The 15,655-nt window shown below is 44.2% G+C and carries 21 protein-coding genes; 12 read left to right on the forward strand and 9 right to left on the reverse strand.

All coding sequences use genetic code 11. From position 1 onward, the window contains the following. Nucleotides 1–24 precede the first annotated feature (24 nt). Nucleotides 25–732, forward strand: a complete 708-nt coding sequence (locus E2R53_RS02455) for a DNA alkylation repair protein (RefSeq protein WP_133310247.1) — start codon at nt 25–27, stop codon at nt 730–732. An 81-nt stretch (nt 733–813) separates the two neighbouring features. On the opposite strand, the gene E2R53_RS02460 is transcribed toward E2R53_RS02455, so the two are convergent. Then, entirely contained in the window at nt 814–1,146 is a 333-nt protein-coding gene (locus E2R53_RS02460; RefSeq protein WP_286166044.1) for a phosphatidylserine decarboxylase, read from the reverse strand. On the opposite strand from E2R53_RS02460, the gene E2R53_RS02465 reads away from it, so the two are divergent. Together E2R53_RS02465 and E2R53_RS02470 are read left to right on the forward strand one after the other, a co-directional pair. Then, nucleotides 1,146–1,541 carry an NUDIX domain-containing protein gene (locus E2R53_RS02465; RefSeq protein ID WP_133310249.1) on the forward strand — a complete coding sequence of 132 codons (396 nt, stop codon included), beginning with the start codon at nt 1,146–1,148 and terminating at the stop codon, nt 1,539–1,541. The two genes, E2R53_RS02460 and E2R53_RS02465, sit on opposite strands and share 1 nt — an antisense overlap. An 18-nt stretch (nt 1,542–1,559) precedes the next feature. Further along, nucleotides 1,560–2,351, forward strand: a complete 792-nt coding sequence (locus tag E2R53_RS02470) for a class I SAM-dependent methyltransferase (RefSeq protein ID WP_133310250.1) — start codon at nt 1,560–1,562, stop codon at nt 2,349–2,351. 83 nt (nt 2,352–2,434) lie between these two features. Here the strand turns inward: E2R53_RS02470 and namA are convergent, their stop codons facing one another. Beyond that, on the reverse strand, nt 2,435–3,451 hold the full coding sequence (gene namA, locus E2R53_RS02475) for an NADPH dehydrogenase NamA (RefSeq protein ID WP_133310251.1): 1,017 nt from the start codon (nt 3,449–3,451) through the stop codon (nt 2,435–2,437). A gap of 143 nt (nt 3,452–3,594) precedes the next feature. On the opposite strand from namA, the gene E2R53_RS02480 reads away from it, so the two are divergent. The 3 genes from E2R53_RS02480 to E2R53_RS02490 all read left to right on the forward strand — a co-directional run bounded on the left by E2R53_RS02480 (nt 3,595) and on the right by E2R53_RS02490 (nt 6,573). Further along, complete coding sequence (locus E2R53_RS02480) at nt 3,595–5,223, forward strand: M20/M25/M40 family metallo-hydrolase (RefSeq protein WP_133310252.1); 1,629 nt, start codon at nt 3,595–3,597, stop codon at nt 5,221–5,223. Nucleotides 5,224–5,233: 10 nt separating this feature from the next. After that, on the forward strand, nt 5,234–5,998 hold the full coding sequence (locus E2R53_RS02485) for an alpha/beta hydrolase (RefSeq protein ID WP_133310253.1): 765 nt from the start codon (nt 5,234–5,236) through the stop codon (nt 5,996–5,998). 125 nt (nt 5,999–6,123) lie between these two features. Continuing rightward, nucleotides 6,124–6,573, forward strand: a complete 450-nt coding sequence (locus tag E2R53_RS02490; RefSeq protein WP_133310254.1) for an NUDIX domain-containing protein — start codon at nt 6,124–6,126, stop codon at nt 6,571–6,573. 22 nt (nt 6,574–6,595) lie between these two features. Here the strand turns inward: E2R53_RS02490 and E2R53_RS02495 are convergent, their stop codons facing one another. From E2R53_RS02495 to proC, 4 genes are all read right to left on the reverse strand, one after another. Beyond that, nucleotides 6,596–7,285 (reverse strand): cobalamin B12-binding domain-containing protein, encoded by a 690-nt coding sequence (locus E2R53_RS02495; protein WP_286166045.1) that lies wholly within the window; start codon nt 7,283–7,285, stop codon nt 6,596–6,598. 21 nt (nt 7,286–7,306) lie between these two features. After that, nucleotides 7,307–7,675: a hypothetical protein gene (locus E2R53_RS02500; RefSeq protein WP_133310255.1), complete on the reverse strand. Its 369-nt coding sequence runs from the start codon at nt 7,673–7,675 to the stop codon at nt 7,307–7,309. Continuing rightward, a complete protein-coding gene (locus E2R53_RS02505; RefSeq protein ID WP_070876725.1) occupies nt 7,672–7,977 on the reverse strand; it encodes an antibiotic biosynthesis monooxygenase family protein in 306 nt (101 codons plus the stop codon). Before E2R53_RS02505 ends, E2R53_RS02500 begins: the two co-directional genes overlap by 4 nt. An 85-nt stretch (nt 7,978–8,062) precedes the next feature. Further along, complete coding sequence (gene proC / locus E2R53_RS02510; RefSeq protein ID WP_206197361.1) at nt 8,063–8,908, reverse strand: pyrroline-5-carboxylate reductase; 846 nt, start codon at nt 8,906–8,908, stop codon at nt 8,063–8,065. Nucleotides 8,909–9,422: 514 nt separating this feature from the next. Between proC and E2R53_RS02515 the strand changes: the two genes are divergently transcribed. Then, the gene (locus E2R53_RS02515) at nt 9,423–10,379 is read left to right on the forward strand and encodes an MBL fold metallo-hydrolase (RefSeq protein WP_133310257.1); all 957 of its coding nucleotides are present in this window, start codon (nt 9,423–9,425) and stop codon (nt 10,377–10,379) included. A 10-nt stretch (nt 10,380–10,389) separates the two neighbouring features. Further along, nucleotides 10,390–11,184 carry an SDR family NAD(P)-dependent oxidoreductase gene (locus E2R53_RS02520; RefSeq protein WP_133310258.1) on the forward strand — a complete coding sequence of 265 codons (795 nt, stop codon included), beginning with the start codon at nt 10,390–10,392 and terminating at the stop codon, nt 11,182–11,184. A gap of 287 nt (nt 11,185–11,471) precedes the next feature. On the opposite strand, the gene E2R53_RS02525 is transcribed toward E2R53_RS02520, so the two are convergent. After that, entirely contained in the window at nt 11,472–11,789 is a 318-nt protein-coding gene (locus tag E2R53_RS02525; RefSeq protein WP_133310259.1) for a YqzH family protein, read from the reverse strand. 221 nt (nt 11,790–12,010) lie between these two features. Here E2R53_RS02525 and E2R53_RS02530 point away from each other — a divergent pair, with 221 nt between their 5' ends. Both E2R53_RS02530 and E2R53_RS02535 read left to right on the forward strand, forming a co-directional pair. Continuing rightward, a complete protein-coding gene (locus E2R53_RS02530; protein ID WP_206197344.1) occupies nt 12,011–13,273 on the forward strand; it encodes a DinB/UmuC family translesion DNA polymerase in 1,263 nt (420 codons plus the stop codon). 17 nt (nt 13,274–13,290) lie between these two features. After that, entirely contained in the window at nt 13,291–13,620 is a 330-nt protein-coding gene (locus E2R53_RS02535) for a YolD-like family protein (protein ID WP_133310260.1), read from the forward strand. A 63-nt stretch (nt 13,621–13,683) separates the two neighbouring features. Here the strand turns inward: E2R53_RS02535 and E2R53_RS02540 are convergent, their stop codons facing one another. Further along, nucleotides 13,684–13,881, reverse strand: a complete 198-nt coding sequence (locus E2R53_RS02540) for a CDGSH iron-sulfur domain-containing protein (RefSeq protein ID WP_133310261.1) — start codon at nt 13,879–13,881, stop codon at nt 13,684–13,686. 137 nt (nt 13,882–14,018) lie between these two features. Between E2R53_RS02540 and E2R53_RS02545 the strand changes: the two genes are divergently transcribed. Together E2R53_RS02545 and E2R53_RS02550 are read left to right on the forward strand one after the other, a co-directional pair. Further along, nucleotides 14,019–14,342, forward strand: a complete 324-nt coding sequence (locus E2R53_RS02545; protein ID WP_133311122.1) for an iron-sulfur cluster biosynthesis family protein — start codon at nt 14,019–14,021, stop codon at nt 14,340–14,342. Nucleotides 14,343–14,355: 13 nt separating this feature from the next. Beyond that, nucleotides 14,356–14,598: a DUF2552 family protein gene (locus E2R53_RS02550; RefSeq protein ID WP_133310262.1), complete on the forward strand. Its 243-nt coding sequence runs from the start codon at nt 14,356–14,358 to the stop codon at nt 14,596–14,598. Nucleotides 14,599–14,640: 42 nt separating this feature from the next. Here E2R53_RS02550 and E2R53_RS02555 read toward each other — a convergent pair whose 3' ends face one another. After that, nucleotides 14,641–15,567: an alpha/beta hydrolase gene (locus E2R53_RS02555; RefSeq protein ID WP_133310263.1), complete on the reverse strand. Its 927-nt coding sequence runs from the start codon at nt 15,565–15,567 to the stop codon at nt 14,641–14,643. Nucleotides 15,568–15,655 lie beyond the last annotated feature (88 nt).

Genomic DNA, 15,655 nt, shown 5'->3' on the forward strand with positions numbered 1-15,655 from the left:
GATATGAAAGGACGTGCAAAAACAATGGATACCAAAACGGTTATGCAGGAGCTTGAAGCGCTCGGCAAGGAACGGACTAAGAAAATGTACCTGTCAAACGGGGCTCACGAACCTCTTTTTGGTGTGGCAACTGGAGCGATGAAACCAATGGCCAAACAAATTAAAATCAATCAGGCACTGGCAGAAGATCTGTATGCCACGGGGAATTATGATGCGATGTATTTTGCCGGGATTATTGCAGATCCAAAAGCCATGACGGAGGAGGATTTTGACCGCTGGATCGATGCAGCTTATTTTTATATGCTGTCGGACTATGTGGTGGCAGTGACTCTATCTGAATCAGATAGTGCGCAGGATGTGGCAGATAAGTGGATTGCGAGCGGGGAAGAGCTCAAAATGTCTGCAGGCTGGAGCTGCTACTGCTGGCTGCTTGGAAACCGCAAGGACCATGAATTTTCCGAAGACAAGATTGCTGCGATGCTTGATCAGGTCAAAAATACCATTCATGATTCGCCGGAACGAGCGAAATATGCCATGAATCAATTTGTTTACACGGTCGGGATTTCGTATGTGCCGCTGAGTGAAAAAGCAGTTGAGACTGCTAAGGCGATCGGAACAGTTGAAATTAGGCGGGACACGAAAAAAAGCACTGCTTTGAACGCTTTCGAAAATATTCAAAAGGATCTGGATAAAGGACGGCTTGGATTTAAGCGGAAGTATGTAAGGTGTTAGGATTTTTTTCTATTGAACGATAAAAAGCAGCCATTGGCTGCTTTTTATAAGGTTTCGTTCTTTTGATTAGACTGCGTGACATTACAACTTCGGCATGTCACCATCAGACTTCCACCTGCCAATTTCCTCGCCCATTTTCACCGGTCCTGTCTTTCCGGTAAATTCAAGGTGTCCTTTTGGAACACAGATCACAACAGTTGAGCCGAATGAAAAGTAGCCAAATGGATCGCCGCGGCGTACATCGTGCTGATGATTGGTTCTTTCAATGGAATTAACATTGAGGGCACCGACCATCACCTGTGCAAAAGGAGCTCCGTCAACGCTGAATTTTGTTACTAAACGGTAATTTCTCGTCAAAGGGCGGAGTCCGTATTTTAATCCGATTGTATTAACCGGAGCCGCTTCTTTTCCCAATGTATATACATCTTCAACCGCTGCATCCATTGGGACATGAACCCGGTGAAAGTCTGACAGCCGCTTTGAAGAGAGAATTCCTTGAAGAGACTGGCATTGAAGTAAAAGTGATAAAAAACGTGGGTATGGCAGATTTTATGCTGCCATGGACCTGGAATAATTATGAATTTGTTCATCACATAGCAGCATTTTATTTAGTTGAAAAAGTTGGGGGCAATCTAAAGAACCCTCAACAGTTTGAAGGTCAAGATTCGCTTAATGCCATGTGGGTATCAAAAGATGAGGCAAGTATGAATGATGCATCACCGCTGATTCTTAAAGCATTTAGGTGGATGGAAGAGGAGGTACTTAGCCCGGATGTTGAGGTGTATGAGGAGTGGGAGATAAAAGATTGAGAAGAAAAGGAGACCTTCATGCAAGAAAAAAAGTCACACTATAACTTCGAAGAGTACGACGATCCTTCGCTCTATGACGGGGAAAACGAGTCTTATACAAGCGACATTCCCTTATTGTTGAAATGGGCATCGCTGACAAAAGGAGCAATAATCGATATTGCCTGCGGTACAGGGAGAGCCACTATTCCTTTAGCAAGGCAGGGTCATCACATTATTGGAGTGGATGTCCATAAAGGAATGCTGGACGAAGCAAGGAGAAAGTTTTCAGACTTACATCTTGAAATCGATTGGGTTCAGCAGGACTGTATGGATTTAAACCTTAAAATTAGAGCGGATTTCATCTATACCGTGGGAAACTCTTTTCAGCATTTTCTGACCAATGAAGAACAGGATAAGCTGTTGGATTCAGTCAGCCGGCATTTGAATTCAGATGGAATCTTTATTTTCGGAACCAGATTTCCCGGGGCAGAAGAGCTGGTTTCAACAGGGACAGAGGAATTCTGGCAGACATATGAAGATGCAGAGTCTAAGCTGCAAGTAGACGTTTTCTGCATATCCTCTTATGATCCCATCAGCCAAATCCAGCATAATACAACAATAAGGAAGTATAAGAATGAAGCGGGAGAAGAAGTAAAAGAGAAAAAAACTGAGATCTCTCTGCGCTATGTGTTTCCCAGGGAAATGGAGAGACTGCTGTCCATGAACGGGTTCAAGGTTTTAAACGTGTATGGGGACTGGAATGAAAATCCGCTGACAGGCGAAAGTAAAGAAATGGTGTATGTTTGTCAAAAAGCAGGGGGGAATCAATAGCTGTGTTAACAAAAGCGGGTACTGCATCGATGTGAGATGCAGTACCCGTTTTCTGCTGTAGCCAGTTTGTTAATAATGCTTCTTTACCACCCGCGCGCATACTGCTTAGGCGCTTCGATCTCAACGCCAAGTTCAGCTGCTGCAGTCCGCGGCCAGTATGGGTCACGAAGGAGGGCGCGTGCAATGAAGATAAGGTCTGCGCGGCCGTTGCCAAGGATTTCTTCAGCCTGTGTTCCGGTTGTGATCAGGCCGACAGCACCAGTATCGATGCCGGCTCCTTCACGGATGCGCTCGGCAAATTTCACCTGGTAGCCCGGGAAGACTTTGATGTCTGCAGGAACAAGAGCACCTGAGCTGACATCAATTAAATCAACCCCCTGTTCCTTCATCCACGTGCTGAATTCCACATAATCTTCCACATTTAATCCTTCCGTGTGATAGTCTGTCGCGGATACACGGACAAATAATGGACCATCCCAAACTTCTTTTACAGCCTCAATCACTTCATGGAGGAAGCGGTAGCGGTTTTCTTTGCTTCCGCCATACTCGTCTGTCCGCTTATTGGAAAGCGGCGAAAGGAACTGGTTCATTAAGTATCCATGCGCCCCGTGAAGCTCAATAATATCGAATCCGGCTTTTTTAGCTCGGATGGCTCCGTCTTTAAAAGCCTGAATGGTTTCCTGGATTTTTTCTTTTGTCATTTCAACAGGTGTTTTGCTTTTCTCGTTGAACGGAAGAGCAGAGGCGGATACGATTTCGCCCTCAAGAACGGCTTTTCTTCCTGCATGTGCAAGCTGAATGGCTGTTTTTGCCCCGTATTGCTTCATGCCATCTACAAGCTTTGCAAGACCCTCTACATGATTATCGCTCCATATCCCTAAATCCTGAGGGGAAATTCTTCCTTGGGGAGTAACAGACGTTGCTTCAATCATGATCAGTCCAGCACCGCCGACAGCACGGCTGATATAGTGTGTCATATGAAAATCTTCAACCATGCCGCCTTCTCGGTGAGAAGAATACATGCACATTGGAGACATCACGATGCGATTTTTCAGTGTGACATTTTTAACGGTGTATGGTGTAAATAAATGATTTTTCATTGAGCTTTACCTCCCTGAAGTGAATTTCATAAAAAGTATAACAGCTTTATTTCCATACTTCATGTAAGTTGCCTGACAGCCTCTTTTAAAAATTGCGAAAATTCTTTAGAATAGAAACAGCATCTATTTTAGGAGGTCTCATCATGAATTCAAAATGGCAAACGAAACAGCAGCTGACTGAACTATTAACAGGACTAGTGAACCTTGCAAGCGTTACAGGTTCAAAAGATGAGATTGCACTTGCCCAGCATCTTTATTATGTACTGAATGATTTCCCTTATTTTAAAGAAAATCCGGACTTTCTGCAGCTCCATCCCTTGGCTGATGGAAGGTATTTTCTGACTGCCCTTGTAAAAAGCGAAAAGCAGACAGATGAAACCGTAATGTTACTAAGTCATTTTGATGTGGTTGATGTAAAAGATTACGGCCACCTGCAGCATTTAGCGTTCCATCCTCACGAGTTAACGAAGGAGCTGCTGAACACAGCTGATCTCCTGCCGCCTCATGTTAAAGAAGATATCGAGACAGGCGAGTGGCTTTTTGGCCGCGGCACTATGGATATGAAAGCGGGTCTGACGGTTCAGCTTGGAATGCTTGAACGTGCAATGAATGGGGAGTTTGAAGGGAATCTTCTTTTGCTGACTGTTCCTGACGAAGAAGTGAATTCTGCGGGAATGCTCGGCGCGGTTCCGGTTTTGACAGAGTTAAAAAACCAATTTAACTTATCATACCGGGCATGTGTAAATTCTGAGCCCATGTTTTCTAGATACCCGAACGATAAAAATTATTATGTATACAGCGGTTCAATAGGCAAAGTGCTTGCGGGATTTTACTGCAGCGGAGTCGAAACTCATGTAGGAGAGCCTTTTTCAGGATTAAACGCAAACCTTATGGTATCTGAGCTGAATAGGCTCCTTGAACTGAACGGGCGCTACAGCGAAAAAGTCGATGACGAAGTCACACCGCCGCCGATGAATCTGATGCAAAAGGATTTAAAGGAAGAGTATTCGGTGCAAATTCCGCACGAAGCCGTTACGCTTTTTAATATTTTAACCATGAAACGCAGCATGCTTGAACTGCATGGCATGCTTATGAGAACGGCAGAGCAGGCGGCAGATAATATTGAGCGCTTTTATGATAAGAAAGCGAAACATTACAGCCAGTCTATTTCATATACACCCGCATCATATAAGGTAACCGTTATGTCCTATGATGACCTGCTTAAATACGCCGTGATGAAAGTCGGAGAGGCGGAAGTGAACCGGCATATTCATTATTTAAAAGCGAACCGCGGCGATCTGGATGATCGTCATTTCACAAATAAAATCGTCTCTGGCTTATCCGGATTGTGCAAGGAGCTTGCGCCTTTGATTGTTGTATTTTACAGTCCGCCGTTTTATCCATCCGTTTCATCAAAAGAGGATGAATTTATCCAGGGAATTCTTTCAGAAGTTCAAAGCTACGCGAAGGATCAGTTTCAGATTTCACTCGAAAATCAGCAGTATTTTGCCGGACTTTCCGATTTGAGCTTTCTGCAGATTAAAGAAAGCGAAGAATCCATCCGTGAGCTGACAGACAATATGCCGATTTACGGGGACCATTATCAGCTTCCACTTGAAGAAATCAAAGCACTGAATATTCCTGTTTTAAATGTTGGGCCATTTGGAAAGGATCCGCATAAATGGACGGAGCGTCTGCATCTCCCTTATTCTTTTGAAACATGTCCTGAGCTGCTTTCCTTTACACTGAAGAGGATTTTTGAAAAGAAATAGGTGAAAACAAATGAAGTTTGAGCGAGTTGAAATTAAGAATTCCCGGCAATTAACATTGATCGGGAATTTTTATGCTGCATCATCAGATTGCGTCATCATTATGTGCCACGGTTTTACTTCTGATAAGTCCTCCCGCGGAAGGTTTGACCGGTTTGCACTGCGATTTCAAGCGTCAGGCTTTCATGTACTGGCGTTTGATTTCAGCGGCTGCGGGGAAAGCGATGACGATTCACTTACAATGGCTAAACAAGCAGATGATCTGCAGGCTGCACTTGCGTTTGTAAAACAAAAAGGCATACGGAAAATTGCTCTTTACGGACACAGTTTAGGGAGCAGAATCTGTTTGATGAGCTATTGTAAGGACATTCAGACAATCGTGCTTACCGGTGCTTCGACAGGCGGGACGGTATATGACTGGAACGAGCACTTTACACCGGCCCAAATGAAAGAACTGAGGGAAACCGGTAAAATAACACAGCTGCTGACAAATGGCCCGAGAAAGAAAGTCATCATTGAGCAGCAAATGCTTGATGACTTTGAACAGTGTGATCAGAAAAAACTGCTGTCTGCCATATCGTGTCCTGTCTTAATCATTCATGGCAATCATGACGGGGAAGAAAAGATGCTTTCAGAAAAATCGCGGGAAGGAATGAAGTACCTGTCAAAGGAATCGAAGCTTGTTATTATAGATGGCGCAGCTCATAGTTTTATGGGGCATTTGGACGTGGTGGAAGAGCTGGCGGCGGATTGGCTTTTGCAGCATGTAAAGGCCTGAGGATGGGAATAGCTGATTTCATTTTTATGAAAGTTTCTGCGGTTCTGCCTGAAGGGAAAAGTACTTTTTAAATGGGGATTCGAAGAGCTTTTGTGGTTTCATTTACGGATAAGGGAGCGGTTTGCATGTTTGTTGTAAATGTTGAAGGTGCTGTCTTTAAAGATGGCCGATGGCTGATTATTGAAAGAAGCATGGAGGAAGAACACGCACCAGGACAGCTTTCCCTCGCAGGCGGAAAAGTGGAGCAGGAAGGGGCTTCTTCCACTATTTTAGAACGGACGCTGAAACGTGAAATCGAGGAAGAAACCGGCATTGAGATTAGTGAGGACATGAGTTATGTGCACAGCACTTCTTTTGTTTCGGATGACGGAGTCCATGTGGTTGATGTTGTTTTTTTATGTGAATATAAGAGCGGGACACCTTATGCAAAGAGCGAAGATGAGGTCACATCTGCTGCCTGGATGACATTTGAAGAGGTCATGGCGAATGAGGCTGCTCCGCCATGGCTTAAAAACAGCATTCAGCTCTCTAACTCTATCAGAATGAAAAAAGAGTCCGGCCAGATCCTTACATAGGATGCAGGTCAGTCTCTTTTTTTTAGTTTAATGGAGATACAGTTTGGCTTGCTTCAGCGAGAGTGTGAGTCTTGTACTCAAGCATTCCGTGCTTGCTCAGCCAGTTCTCTATGGCTTTTAAATCGTACATGATTTCTGCCTGGCCTGAACAATAAGGCTGCAGATCATATTGATTCACGATTCTGCCTCCAATAAGAATGGCTGGATGATTAAGCAAAGCAGCCAGAGCATCAACATATTTTTTTATATTCGGCAAATGATACACAATGGAAATGGAGAGGCAGATGACTTCCGGCTTCCAGAGCTCTGCTTTCTTAATGGCGTATTCAAGCGGAAGGTTAGGGCCTAAATAGTGTGTTTCATACCCTTTTTCTTCGAATAAGCTGTTGACCATCTTCAGGCCCAAATAATGCTGCTCTCCTTCAACACACAGAAGCATTGCTTTCTTTCTGCCTTCTGATGCTGAATGTTGCATCGGCGGATAAATCGTTGATAATATAAAATCACAAACTACGCTTGCCAAATGCTCATCTGCTACCGTAATTTCATTATTTTCCCATAACTCGCCTACATGCTGCATCGCAGGCGTGAATAGCTCTTCAAATAGTTGGGTGCGTGACAGGTGACTGTGAGCTTTGACCAGCTGGACTGCTGCATGCTCATCGCCGTTCAATAGCAATTGAGCAAATTCCAGTGCTTGAGAATTCTTCAAAACAGAACACCCCGTTTCTCTTTATTTCTCTTTTTCTAGTAAAAGTGAGCGGATGCCAGCATCTAAAAATGAAAGATAATCTGATACTGTCTCTGCGTCCTCGATCTCAGCTGAGAGGAGGACTTCTTTAATCAGCATGAAATTATCAATCAAATGCTGTGTTTTCATGCCATGTTTCACTAAAATCCCATTCAGCCATTTCGCATAATCTGTAAAAATCTGCTCATTTTGCAGTTCATAAGCTGTTTTAAGATGGTTTAAATGATGATGATTATCTTCCCTGCATTTCTCTTTTCCTTTTTCTCCGAAACGTTCCAGCAGAGAGGGCTCATTTTGATAGATTCTTTCGGTCACGTCATGGACAATTTGGTCTGCCGGAAAAAAGCTCATCGCGCAACCACCTTGTATTGTTTGACTTTAGGAATCACAGCCGCAAGTTCCTGATCGGGATATTTCTTTTCAAGATCATGAATCTTCTTGAAATCCGCGCTTTTTACCCAGTTCAAGTAATCTTCTTTACTCTTAAAAATAAGCTGTACCGTTAATTCTCCTGCGCGCTTATCGTTTTGCAGAAGGAGAAAATCGACAAAGCCTTCTGCATCGTCTACCATGCGGGAACGATTCTTATATATGGAAATGACTTCATCTGCTTTTTCATTCGGCACATCAAAAGTCGAAAATACTGTATACATTTTATCACCTGTCTGAATTATGACTTTGCTCGACCTTGTCTTTTTTACTTCAACAAGCCCGCTGTTTTTCCTGCACCCAATCTCTTTAAGTATGCTCTTTTAATGCATTTTTTGCAAATATCCCCCCGAGCTCATGCGAACGCTCTGTCGCTCTTTTAACACAGGAAGCGATTGCTTCGCTGACTTTATATTCCTCAAGCTTCTCTATACCGGCTTCAGTCGTTCCGCCGGGACTTGTGACCTCTTTTCTGAGCACTGCAGGTTCTTTTTCTGAAGTCAGCAGCATTTCAGCTGCCCCGAGCAGTGTCTGTGCAATCAATGCTTTCGCTGTCTCTTTTTCAAGACCGGTTTCTTCAGCTGCTTTTTCAAGTGCTTCCGCGATATAATAAATGTAAGCGGGGCCGCTTCCGGAGAGGCCTGTTACAGCATCCAGCTGATGCTCTAAAACATGGGTAACGGTCCCGATTGCCTCAAAAAGCCCTGCTGCCTGCTTCAGCTGATCCGCTGTTACAGCTGAATTGCATGCAAGTGCTGTTGCCGATCTCTGAATCGCAGCCGATGTATTTGGCATCGCGCGGACAATCGACAGCTCTTTTCCGAAAAGCTTCCGGATGGTTTCGCTCGAGATGCCGGCGAGAACGGAAATAATGACCTGACTGCTGTCCACATAATCCTTGATGCTCTCAATTCCTGCTTTGACATCTTTTGGTTTCATCGCAAGGATAATAATTGACGCACCCCCAACTGTCTCCTGTTTGTTTTTTGTAACGGACACTCCGTAAGCCTGATTAAGAAAGTCCAGCCGTTCCATGCTTGAGCGATTTGTGACTTTTATATATTCAGGGAGGCAGACACCGCCATTGACTAATCCGTTTATGATGGCTTCTGCCATGGATCCTGCACCTACAAACGCGATTGTTTTCATGTGAATTCCTCCTTTTTTTTCTGCAAAGCAGTTCATGTAAAGCACAAATAAAAAACCTTTTCATCCAATTAAAAATAAAGGACGAAAAGGTTTCCGCGGTACCACCTTCATTGGGAAATGCGCGATGCATGACCCCAACTTAAAAATCCCGTAACGAGGGATCACGTCAAGTTTGCCTGAGAGCTCACAGGGCAGGTTCAATCAGCAAGAGGATGGTGAAACCTTTCAGCCGGCGGATTTCACTCTCTGTTTATCATTGCTTGATTTACTATTCCTGTTCATTGCTTCATCTATATTCATTTCGTGCATTTGTGCGTTAAAGTGATTTTCATCATTATGCGAGGTTGGACAAGTGTTTGTCAAGCGGATTTTTTCTCTTTTCCGATGATGAATTATTTGAAAATAATGACACATTTGCAGGGAAGGTGTAAAATAAGCTTTATAATCAATGAATAAGCATTCATAATTGGTGCATTGAATATATTAGACTTATATAAAAATAACAAATGAGGAAGATGGTATGAAAACGAAATCAGATATGATCATCAAATTAACCTTGCCGACTCCTTTTCCAGTTGGAGATGTGAATGTTTATCTTGTTAAAGGAGATAGGCTCACACTGATTGATGCCGGACCTAAGACACCTGAAGCTCTCGCTGCCCTGAACACTCAAATGGAGCGGGCAGGATACAGAATGGAAGACATTGAGCAGGTAATCCTGACGCATCATCATCCAGATCATGTCGGGCTGCTTGATTACCTGCCTCAGTCGGTGGACGTGATTGGGCATCCATATAATGCTCCATGGATCATGCAGGATGAATCTTTTATGACGGCTCAAAAAGAATTCTTTATGAAACTGTTCACGGAATTTGGCATTGATGAGCGCCTGCTTGCGAATTTGGCCAAGTTTGATTCATCGATGAAGTATGCCTGCAAACGAAACTTAACCTCATCTCTCAGGGAAGGGGACGCTGTTCCAGGCATGGATGGCTGGCATGTCATTGAAACCCCGGGGCATGCTCAAACTCATATCGCTTTGTATCGTGCTGAGGACGGCCTGATGTTTGGCGGGGATCATCTTCTGCAGCATATATCAGCAAATCCGCTGCTTGAGCCTCCAATGGATGGGGGAGAGCGGCCAAGGCCTCAGAACCAATTTAACGAATCATTTCACTCCCTGCTGAAAATTCCGATTTCAAACGTACTTTCAGGACACGGGGAAACGGTTTTAAAGCCGCATGATTTGATCCGCTACCGCCTGAAAAAACAGGAGGAGCGTGCATTTGAAGTGCGCGGCTACATAAAAGAAAAACCGCTGACAGCATTTGAAGCCTGTCAGAGGCTCTTTCCGCATCTTTATAAAAGACAAATGATGCTCACCATGTCTGAAACGGTCGGACAGCTGGATTATTTAGAGGCATTGGGAGAAATTAAAGGGCATATGGAGGGAGCACAGAAAATTTATTCTTGCTGAGGTGTGCGAAATGAATGAAAAACTGAAAAACCGATACGTAGTCATAACAGGAGCGTCAGGCGGAATCGGCGAAAAAATGGCTGTGCTTGTAGCTAAAAGCGGCGGACATCCTATTTTACTTGCAAGAAGAGCAGACCGCCTTGCTGCAGCCGCTCTGCATATTACAGAAAACTACAATGTTTCTTGTTCATACTATCAGCTTGATGTCAGTGATTTGAATGCTGTTCAGCAAACATTTGAACAGATTTTGAGTGATATTCCGCAAATTGATGTGCTCGTAAATAATGCGGGATTCGGTATTTTTAACACGGTTGAAGATGCGACTCTTGAGGAAATGAAATCCATGTTTGAAGTAAACGTCTTCGGCTTGATTGCATGTACAAAAATGGTGCTGCCTGCTATGAAGGAGCGGAACACTGGCCACATCATCAATATCGCTTCACAGGCAGGAAAGCTTGCCACGCCGAAATCAAGCTTGTATTCAGCTTCCAAGCATGCTGTTCTCGGCTTTACGAACAGCCTGCGGATGGAGCTTTTAGAGACGAACATTCATGTCACCTCGGTAAATCCAGGTCCAATCAAAACAGACTTCTTCGACATCGCCGACCAAAGCGGCAATTATGTGAAGAATGTGGAGCGCTTTATGCTGGGTCCTGATAAGGTGTCAGAGAAAATCGTTGACTCTATGTTTTCAAACAGGCGTGAAATTAACCTGCCCGGCTGGATGAATGCCGGCAGCAGCTTTTATCAGCTTATGCCCCGTTTGTTTGAGAAAGTGGCAGGGAAGGCGTTATCAAGGAAATAATACAAAACCGGCCGGTGATGAAGGCCGGTTTTGTGCATTTTTGGAGGCTTGCTGGCGGTTGAAATCAGCAAAACGGCTAAATAAATTGGACTTTCGGCTGAAGAAATTGCAGTTGCCGGTTCTTATCTGTCTGCCTTTGCTAAACAGGCGATTCCGCATTGCGTGGTGTCCAGCTCCACCTCCTAGCTCCTCGGCCAGAACGGATCAGCAAGCATTGGCAAAAAGCGCCTTCACTGCCGGATCCTTATCTGTCTGTCGGAGCTAAACAGTCGGCTTCGCTTTTCGTATTAAAGCTCCTGGTTCGTCACATATCCATATACAACATCCTCAACAACTTCAAACCACTCTGTGTCTTCCTGCTGCTTTTTTTCTATTACTTTTGTAACAAGGCCATGTGCTTCTTTTTCACTGAGCGATCCCTCCAGCTCATACTGCTGAAAGGATTGCTGAATCATTTTATAAATCCACTTTTCGTCCATGTCCCACCTCTTCTTACACTGATTATAAGCAGCTGCGCGCTTGATGCCAAGCGGGGAATGATCTGCGTTAAACGGCCGGTTCCGCATTTCACGGTGTCCAGCTCCGCCTCCTAGCCCCTCGGCCAAAACAAAATCCTCCAATTAAATTGGAAACCCCTCCAATGAATTAATTCCAAAACCCCTCCAATTAAACTGGAAACCCCATCAATTCTTGTATTGACTGCTTGGTCTGAACAGCCGGTTCCGCATTTCATAGTAAAAACTACCATTGAAATCGAACGTATATTCGCTTACTATTAGTCATATAATAAACACGAACATATATTCTGCAATGAGGAGTAAGAACTATGATTGAGGATTACAGTCAATTTCCAAAACGAAAAATTCTGTGCATTGACATGAAAAGCTTTTATGCAAGCTGCGCAGCGGTTCTGAAAGGACTTGATCCCCTGACATGCCATTTAGCTGTTGTCGGCGATACAGAGCGGCAGGGGAGCATAGTGCTCGCAGCTTCACCTTGTCTGAAAAAGGATTTTGGCATTAAAACCGGATCTCGCTTGTTCGAAATTCCAAAAGATCCCCGCATTCACATTGTAAATGCAAAGATGGCATCCTTTGTCCGCATTTCAACAGAGCTTACACGTCTTTTCCACCGGTACGTTCCAAAGGATGCCATCCATACGTACAGCGTGGACGAGAGCTTTATTCAAGTCGATGGAGTCGAGGGGATATGGGGAGACGCCTGGACCATTGCAGCAAAAATCAGAGATGACATGGAGCGCGAATTTTCTCTCCCGTGCGCGATTGGCATCGGTCCTAATATGCTGCTCTCTAAAATATGCCTTGATCTGGAGGCGAAGAAAAAAGGGATTGCCGAATGGACGTATGCTGATGTGAAGGAAAAGCTCTGGAAGGTCTCGCCGCTCCGGGAAATGTGGGGCATCGGCAGCCAGGTAGAAAAAACACTGAACCGGATGGGAATCTTTAATGTGGGACAGCTCGCGCGTCATCCGCTTGAGCTGCTGGAGAAGAAATTCGGCATTATGGGAAATCAGCTCTATTATCATGCCTGGGGCGTTGATCTGTCTGAAATTGGAGCGCCGATTCTGCAGGGGCAGATCAGCTTTGGCAAAAGCCAGATCCTGATGCGGGACTATCCCGACCCGAAAGAAGTGAAGCATGTCATCCTTGAGATGTGCGAGGAGGTCGCAAGAAGAGCACGCAGCCACCGGAAAGCGGGCAGAACGGTGAGCCTTGGCATCGGCTACAGTCACGATGAGCTTGGGGGCGGATTTCACCGCTCACGGACGATGCGCCAGCCGACCAATATCACAATGGAGCTTTACGAAACATGCATCGCGTTATTTGATCAATTTTATGCAAATAAAACGGTCCGGAAAATCTCAATTGCTCTGTCCAATATTGAAGATGATGCTGAAATGCAGCTGGATTTGTTTCAGCCTAATCGTGAAAAAGAACAGATCCTCGGTTATGTGATGGACTCCATTCGGGGAAAATACGGCTCTAATGCCCTGCTGCGCGCCGTTTCCTATACAAACGCCGGCACCGCGAGGCACCGTGCCCAACTTGTCGGTGGACACAAAGCTTAACAAAAGGAGGGATTGTCATGATTCGGGATCGGGGCAATATCAAATGGACATCCATGATGCTGCCTGAGCATGTAAAAATTTTGCGGGAGCTTGAAATTGAACAGGGACATGCAGCAAAGCCTTCGGTGGATGAGCAGCAGCTGGAGCATTTTAATGAATTGATCAGTCTTGCCATGGAAGAAAACCGCGAGCTTGCTTTTACCTACTATGAAAATCACGGTTTTCATGTGCAGGAAGGCCATGTGCACTATGTAGATCCGATCCGCGGATGCATTCGGATCGTAAATGCAGAAGAAGCCCGCTTTGATCTGCCATTGAACAAAATAACAGATATTCGCGAGAAATAGACTGTCTTGTTGGGACAGTCCTTTTTCGTTTTTGCAGTAGGTATAAAGTTTTTTTACTTTACCCTATTCAGCGCGCACAACTGACTGAAACGCGCCTTTATGAGAGCCATCACAAAACGGCATCTTCTTTGATAACCCGCAGCGGCAAAGCGAAAAGCTTTGTTTGGTTGGAAACACGTTGCCTTCTGCGTCCACTAATTCCACATCACCGGTCACACGAAGCGATCCATTATCATTCACTTTGATTTGAGCTTTATTCATCTTTCATAACCCTCCTTTTTTCTATACACACAAGTATTCAAGCGGGCATTCCAGTGTGACAAAGCAAGCCCTTATGCGTATTTTGGAAACTTATGATAAAATGGCCGTATGCAAGCTGAAATGAGGAGACATAGATGATGGAAATAAAATGGACAGATCGTGCAATCAAAAAAATTTCAGGAAACGTTCAGGAGAATTCAGATAAGCACATCAAATTAAAATATGATACAGACGGCTGCGGCTGCGTTGTCAGCGGTGTTACGGCACTCTGGCTCATAGATGAAAAAGACAGTGATGATCTGGAAATTGACACAAACGCATTTCCGGTACTTGTTGAAAAATCGAAAATGGTTTTCTTGGATGAAAGAATGACCATCGATTTTAATGAAACAGCAAACACATACATGCTGACATGTCCTTCGCAAATCTTGAATCCCCGCATGAGCTTAACAGTAAAGTGAGGTGGAGAAAAAGATGAAGGACCGCTTAACATCACTTAAAAATATTGCGTTAAATAAAACTTGGGTTTCCTTTTTAAACAGCAACCATCCCTATACGCTGCTTCACTGGTCCATCGGAGGAGTATACGAGGATAAGAAAGATGTCTGGCTTCTGCAGGATGAAATGACCTTTGAGGCAAAAGAGTTTGCCACAATTGATGAAGCCATTGCCTATATGAGCGAAAACATGAAAGAAATAACAGATGTTCTTGGTTAATACGAAACGCCCGGATTCAGGGACTGAATCCGGGCGTTTCTCTTATATATTGGCGGTGTGCTTGTGTTTCTTTAATTCTTCAAAAAATTCATCAATAATGCGCTCATATTCTTCCCGGTTTTCAGTATATGACATAGCGTGCGCACCTTTTTCAGCAAAGTAAATCTTTTTGAAGCCAGGCTTTTTATCAAACAATTGCTGTGTCATCGCAGACGGAATGTAATCATCGTCTTTGCTGTGAATAAATAAAACAGGATGCTGAATCCGGTCAATCACGGCAATAGGGGAAACATCCTGAATTGAATAGCCGTCGCGGAGTTTTAGAAAGCGTCTTGCGATCGGCATAACCAGGTAGCCCGGAAGTTTAAAATCGGATTTTAAGCGGTACAGCAGCTGCTCCTGTAAATCAGAAAAAGGGCAATCGGCAATATAGTAATCTGCACCGTCTTCAACCAGTCCTCCATAAAGCAGTGTTGTAACAGCTCCCATTGATTCTCCGTGAATACCGAGGTGCAGTTCATCGCCAACCCGGTCCTTCAGCCAATGCACAACAGACTGCAGATCGAATTTTTCATAATGTCCAAAGCTTGTTGTTTTGCCGCCAGATTCTCCGTGTCTGCGGTGATCATAGATCAGCACGTTCATCCCCCGGTTTAAAAAGAGCTTCATATACTTGATGGAATTATACCGGTTCATTGTGACTCCGTGGCAAATAATCACATATGAATAGGTTTTATGAGGGGCGATGAGCATGCCTTTAATGTCATAGCCAAATTTCGAAGGGATGGAAACTTCAATTTTGTTATAAGAATCATATTCCTTTTCATCGTAATGTCCGTCCTTCGTTTCACGGTCGATAATTTCTTTATCTGTCTTCTTTTTCATATACATCATCTGATTGGTAAAAAAGAATCCCACGATAAAAATATAGGAGAGAACAATGCCTGCTCCGATCAGCCATTTTTTCATCTGCATTCTTCCTCTCAAAGGTTCATGAAATTATTTTAGCATGAGAAAAGGGGGACAGGAAATAAGGATTACAGCAATTTGGGCAAAA

The organism is Peribacillus frigoritolerans, from assembly GCF_004358755.1.
Taxonomy (GTDB): domain Bacteria; phylum Bacillota; class Bacilli; order Bacillales; family Bacillaceae; genus Bacillus_P.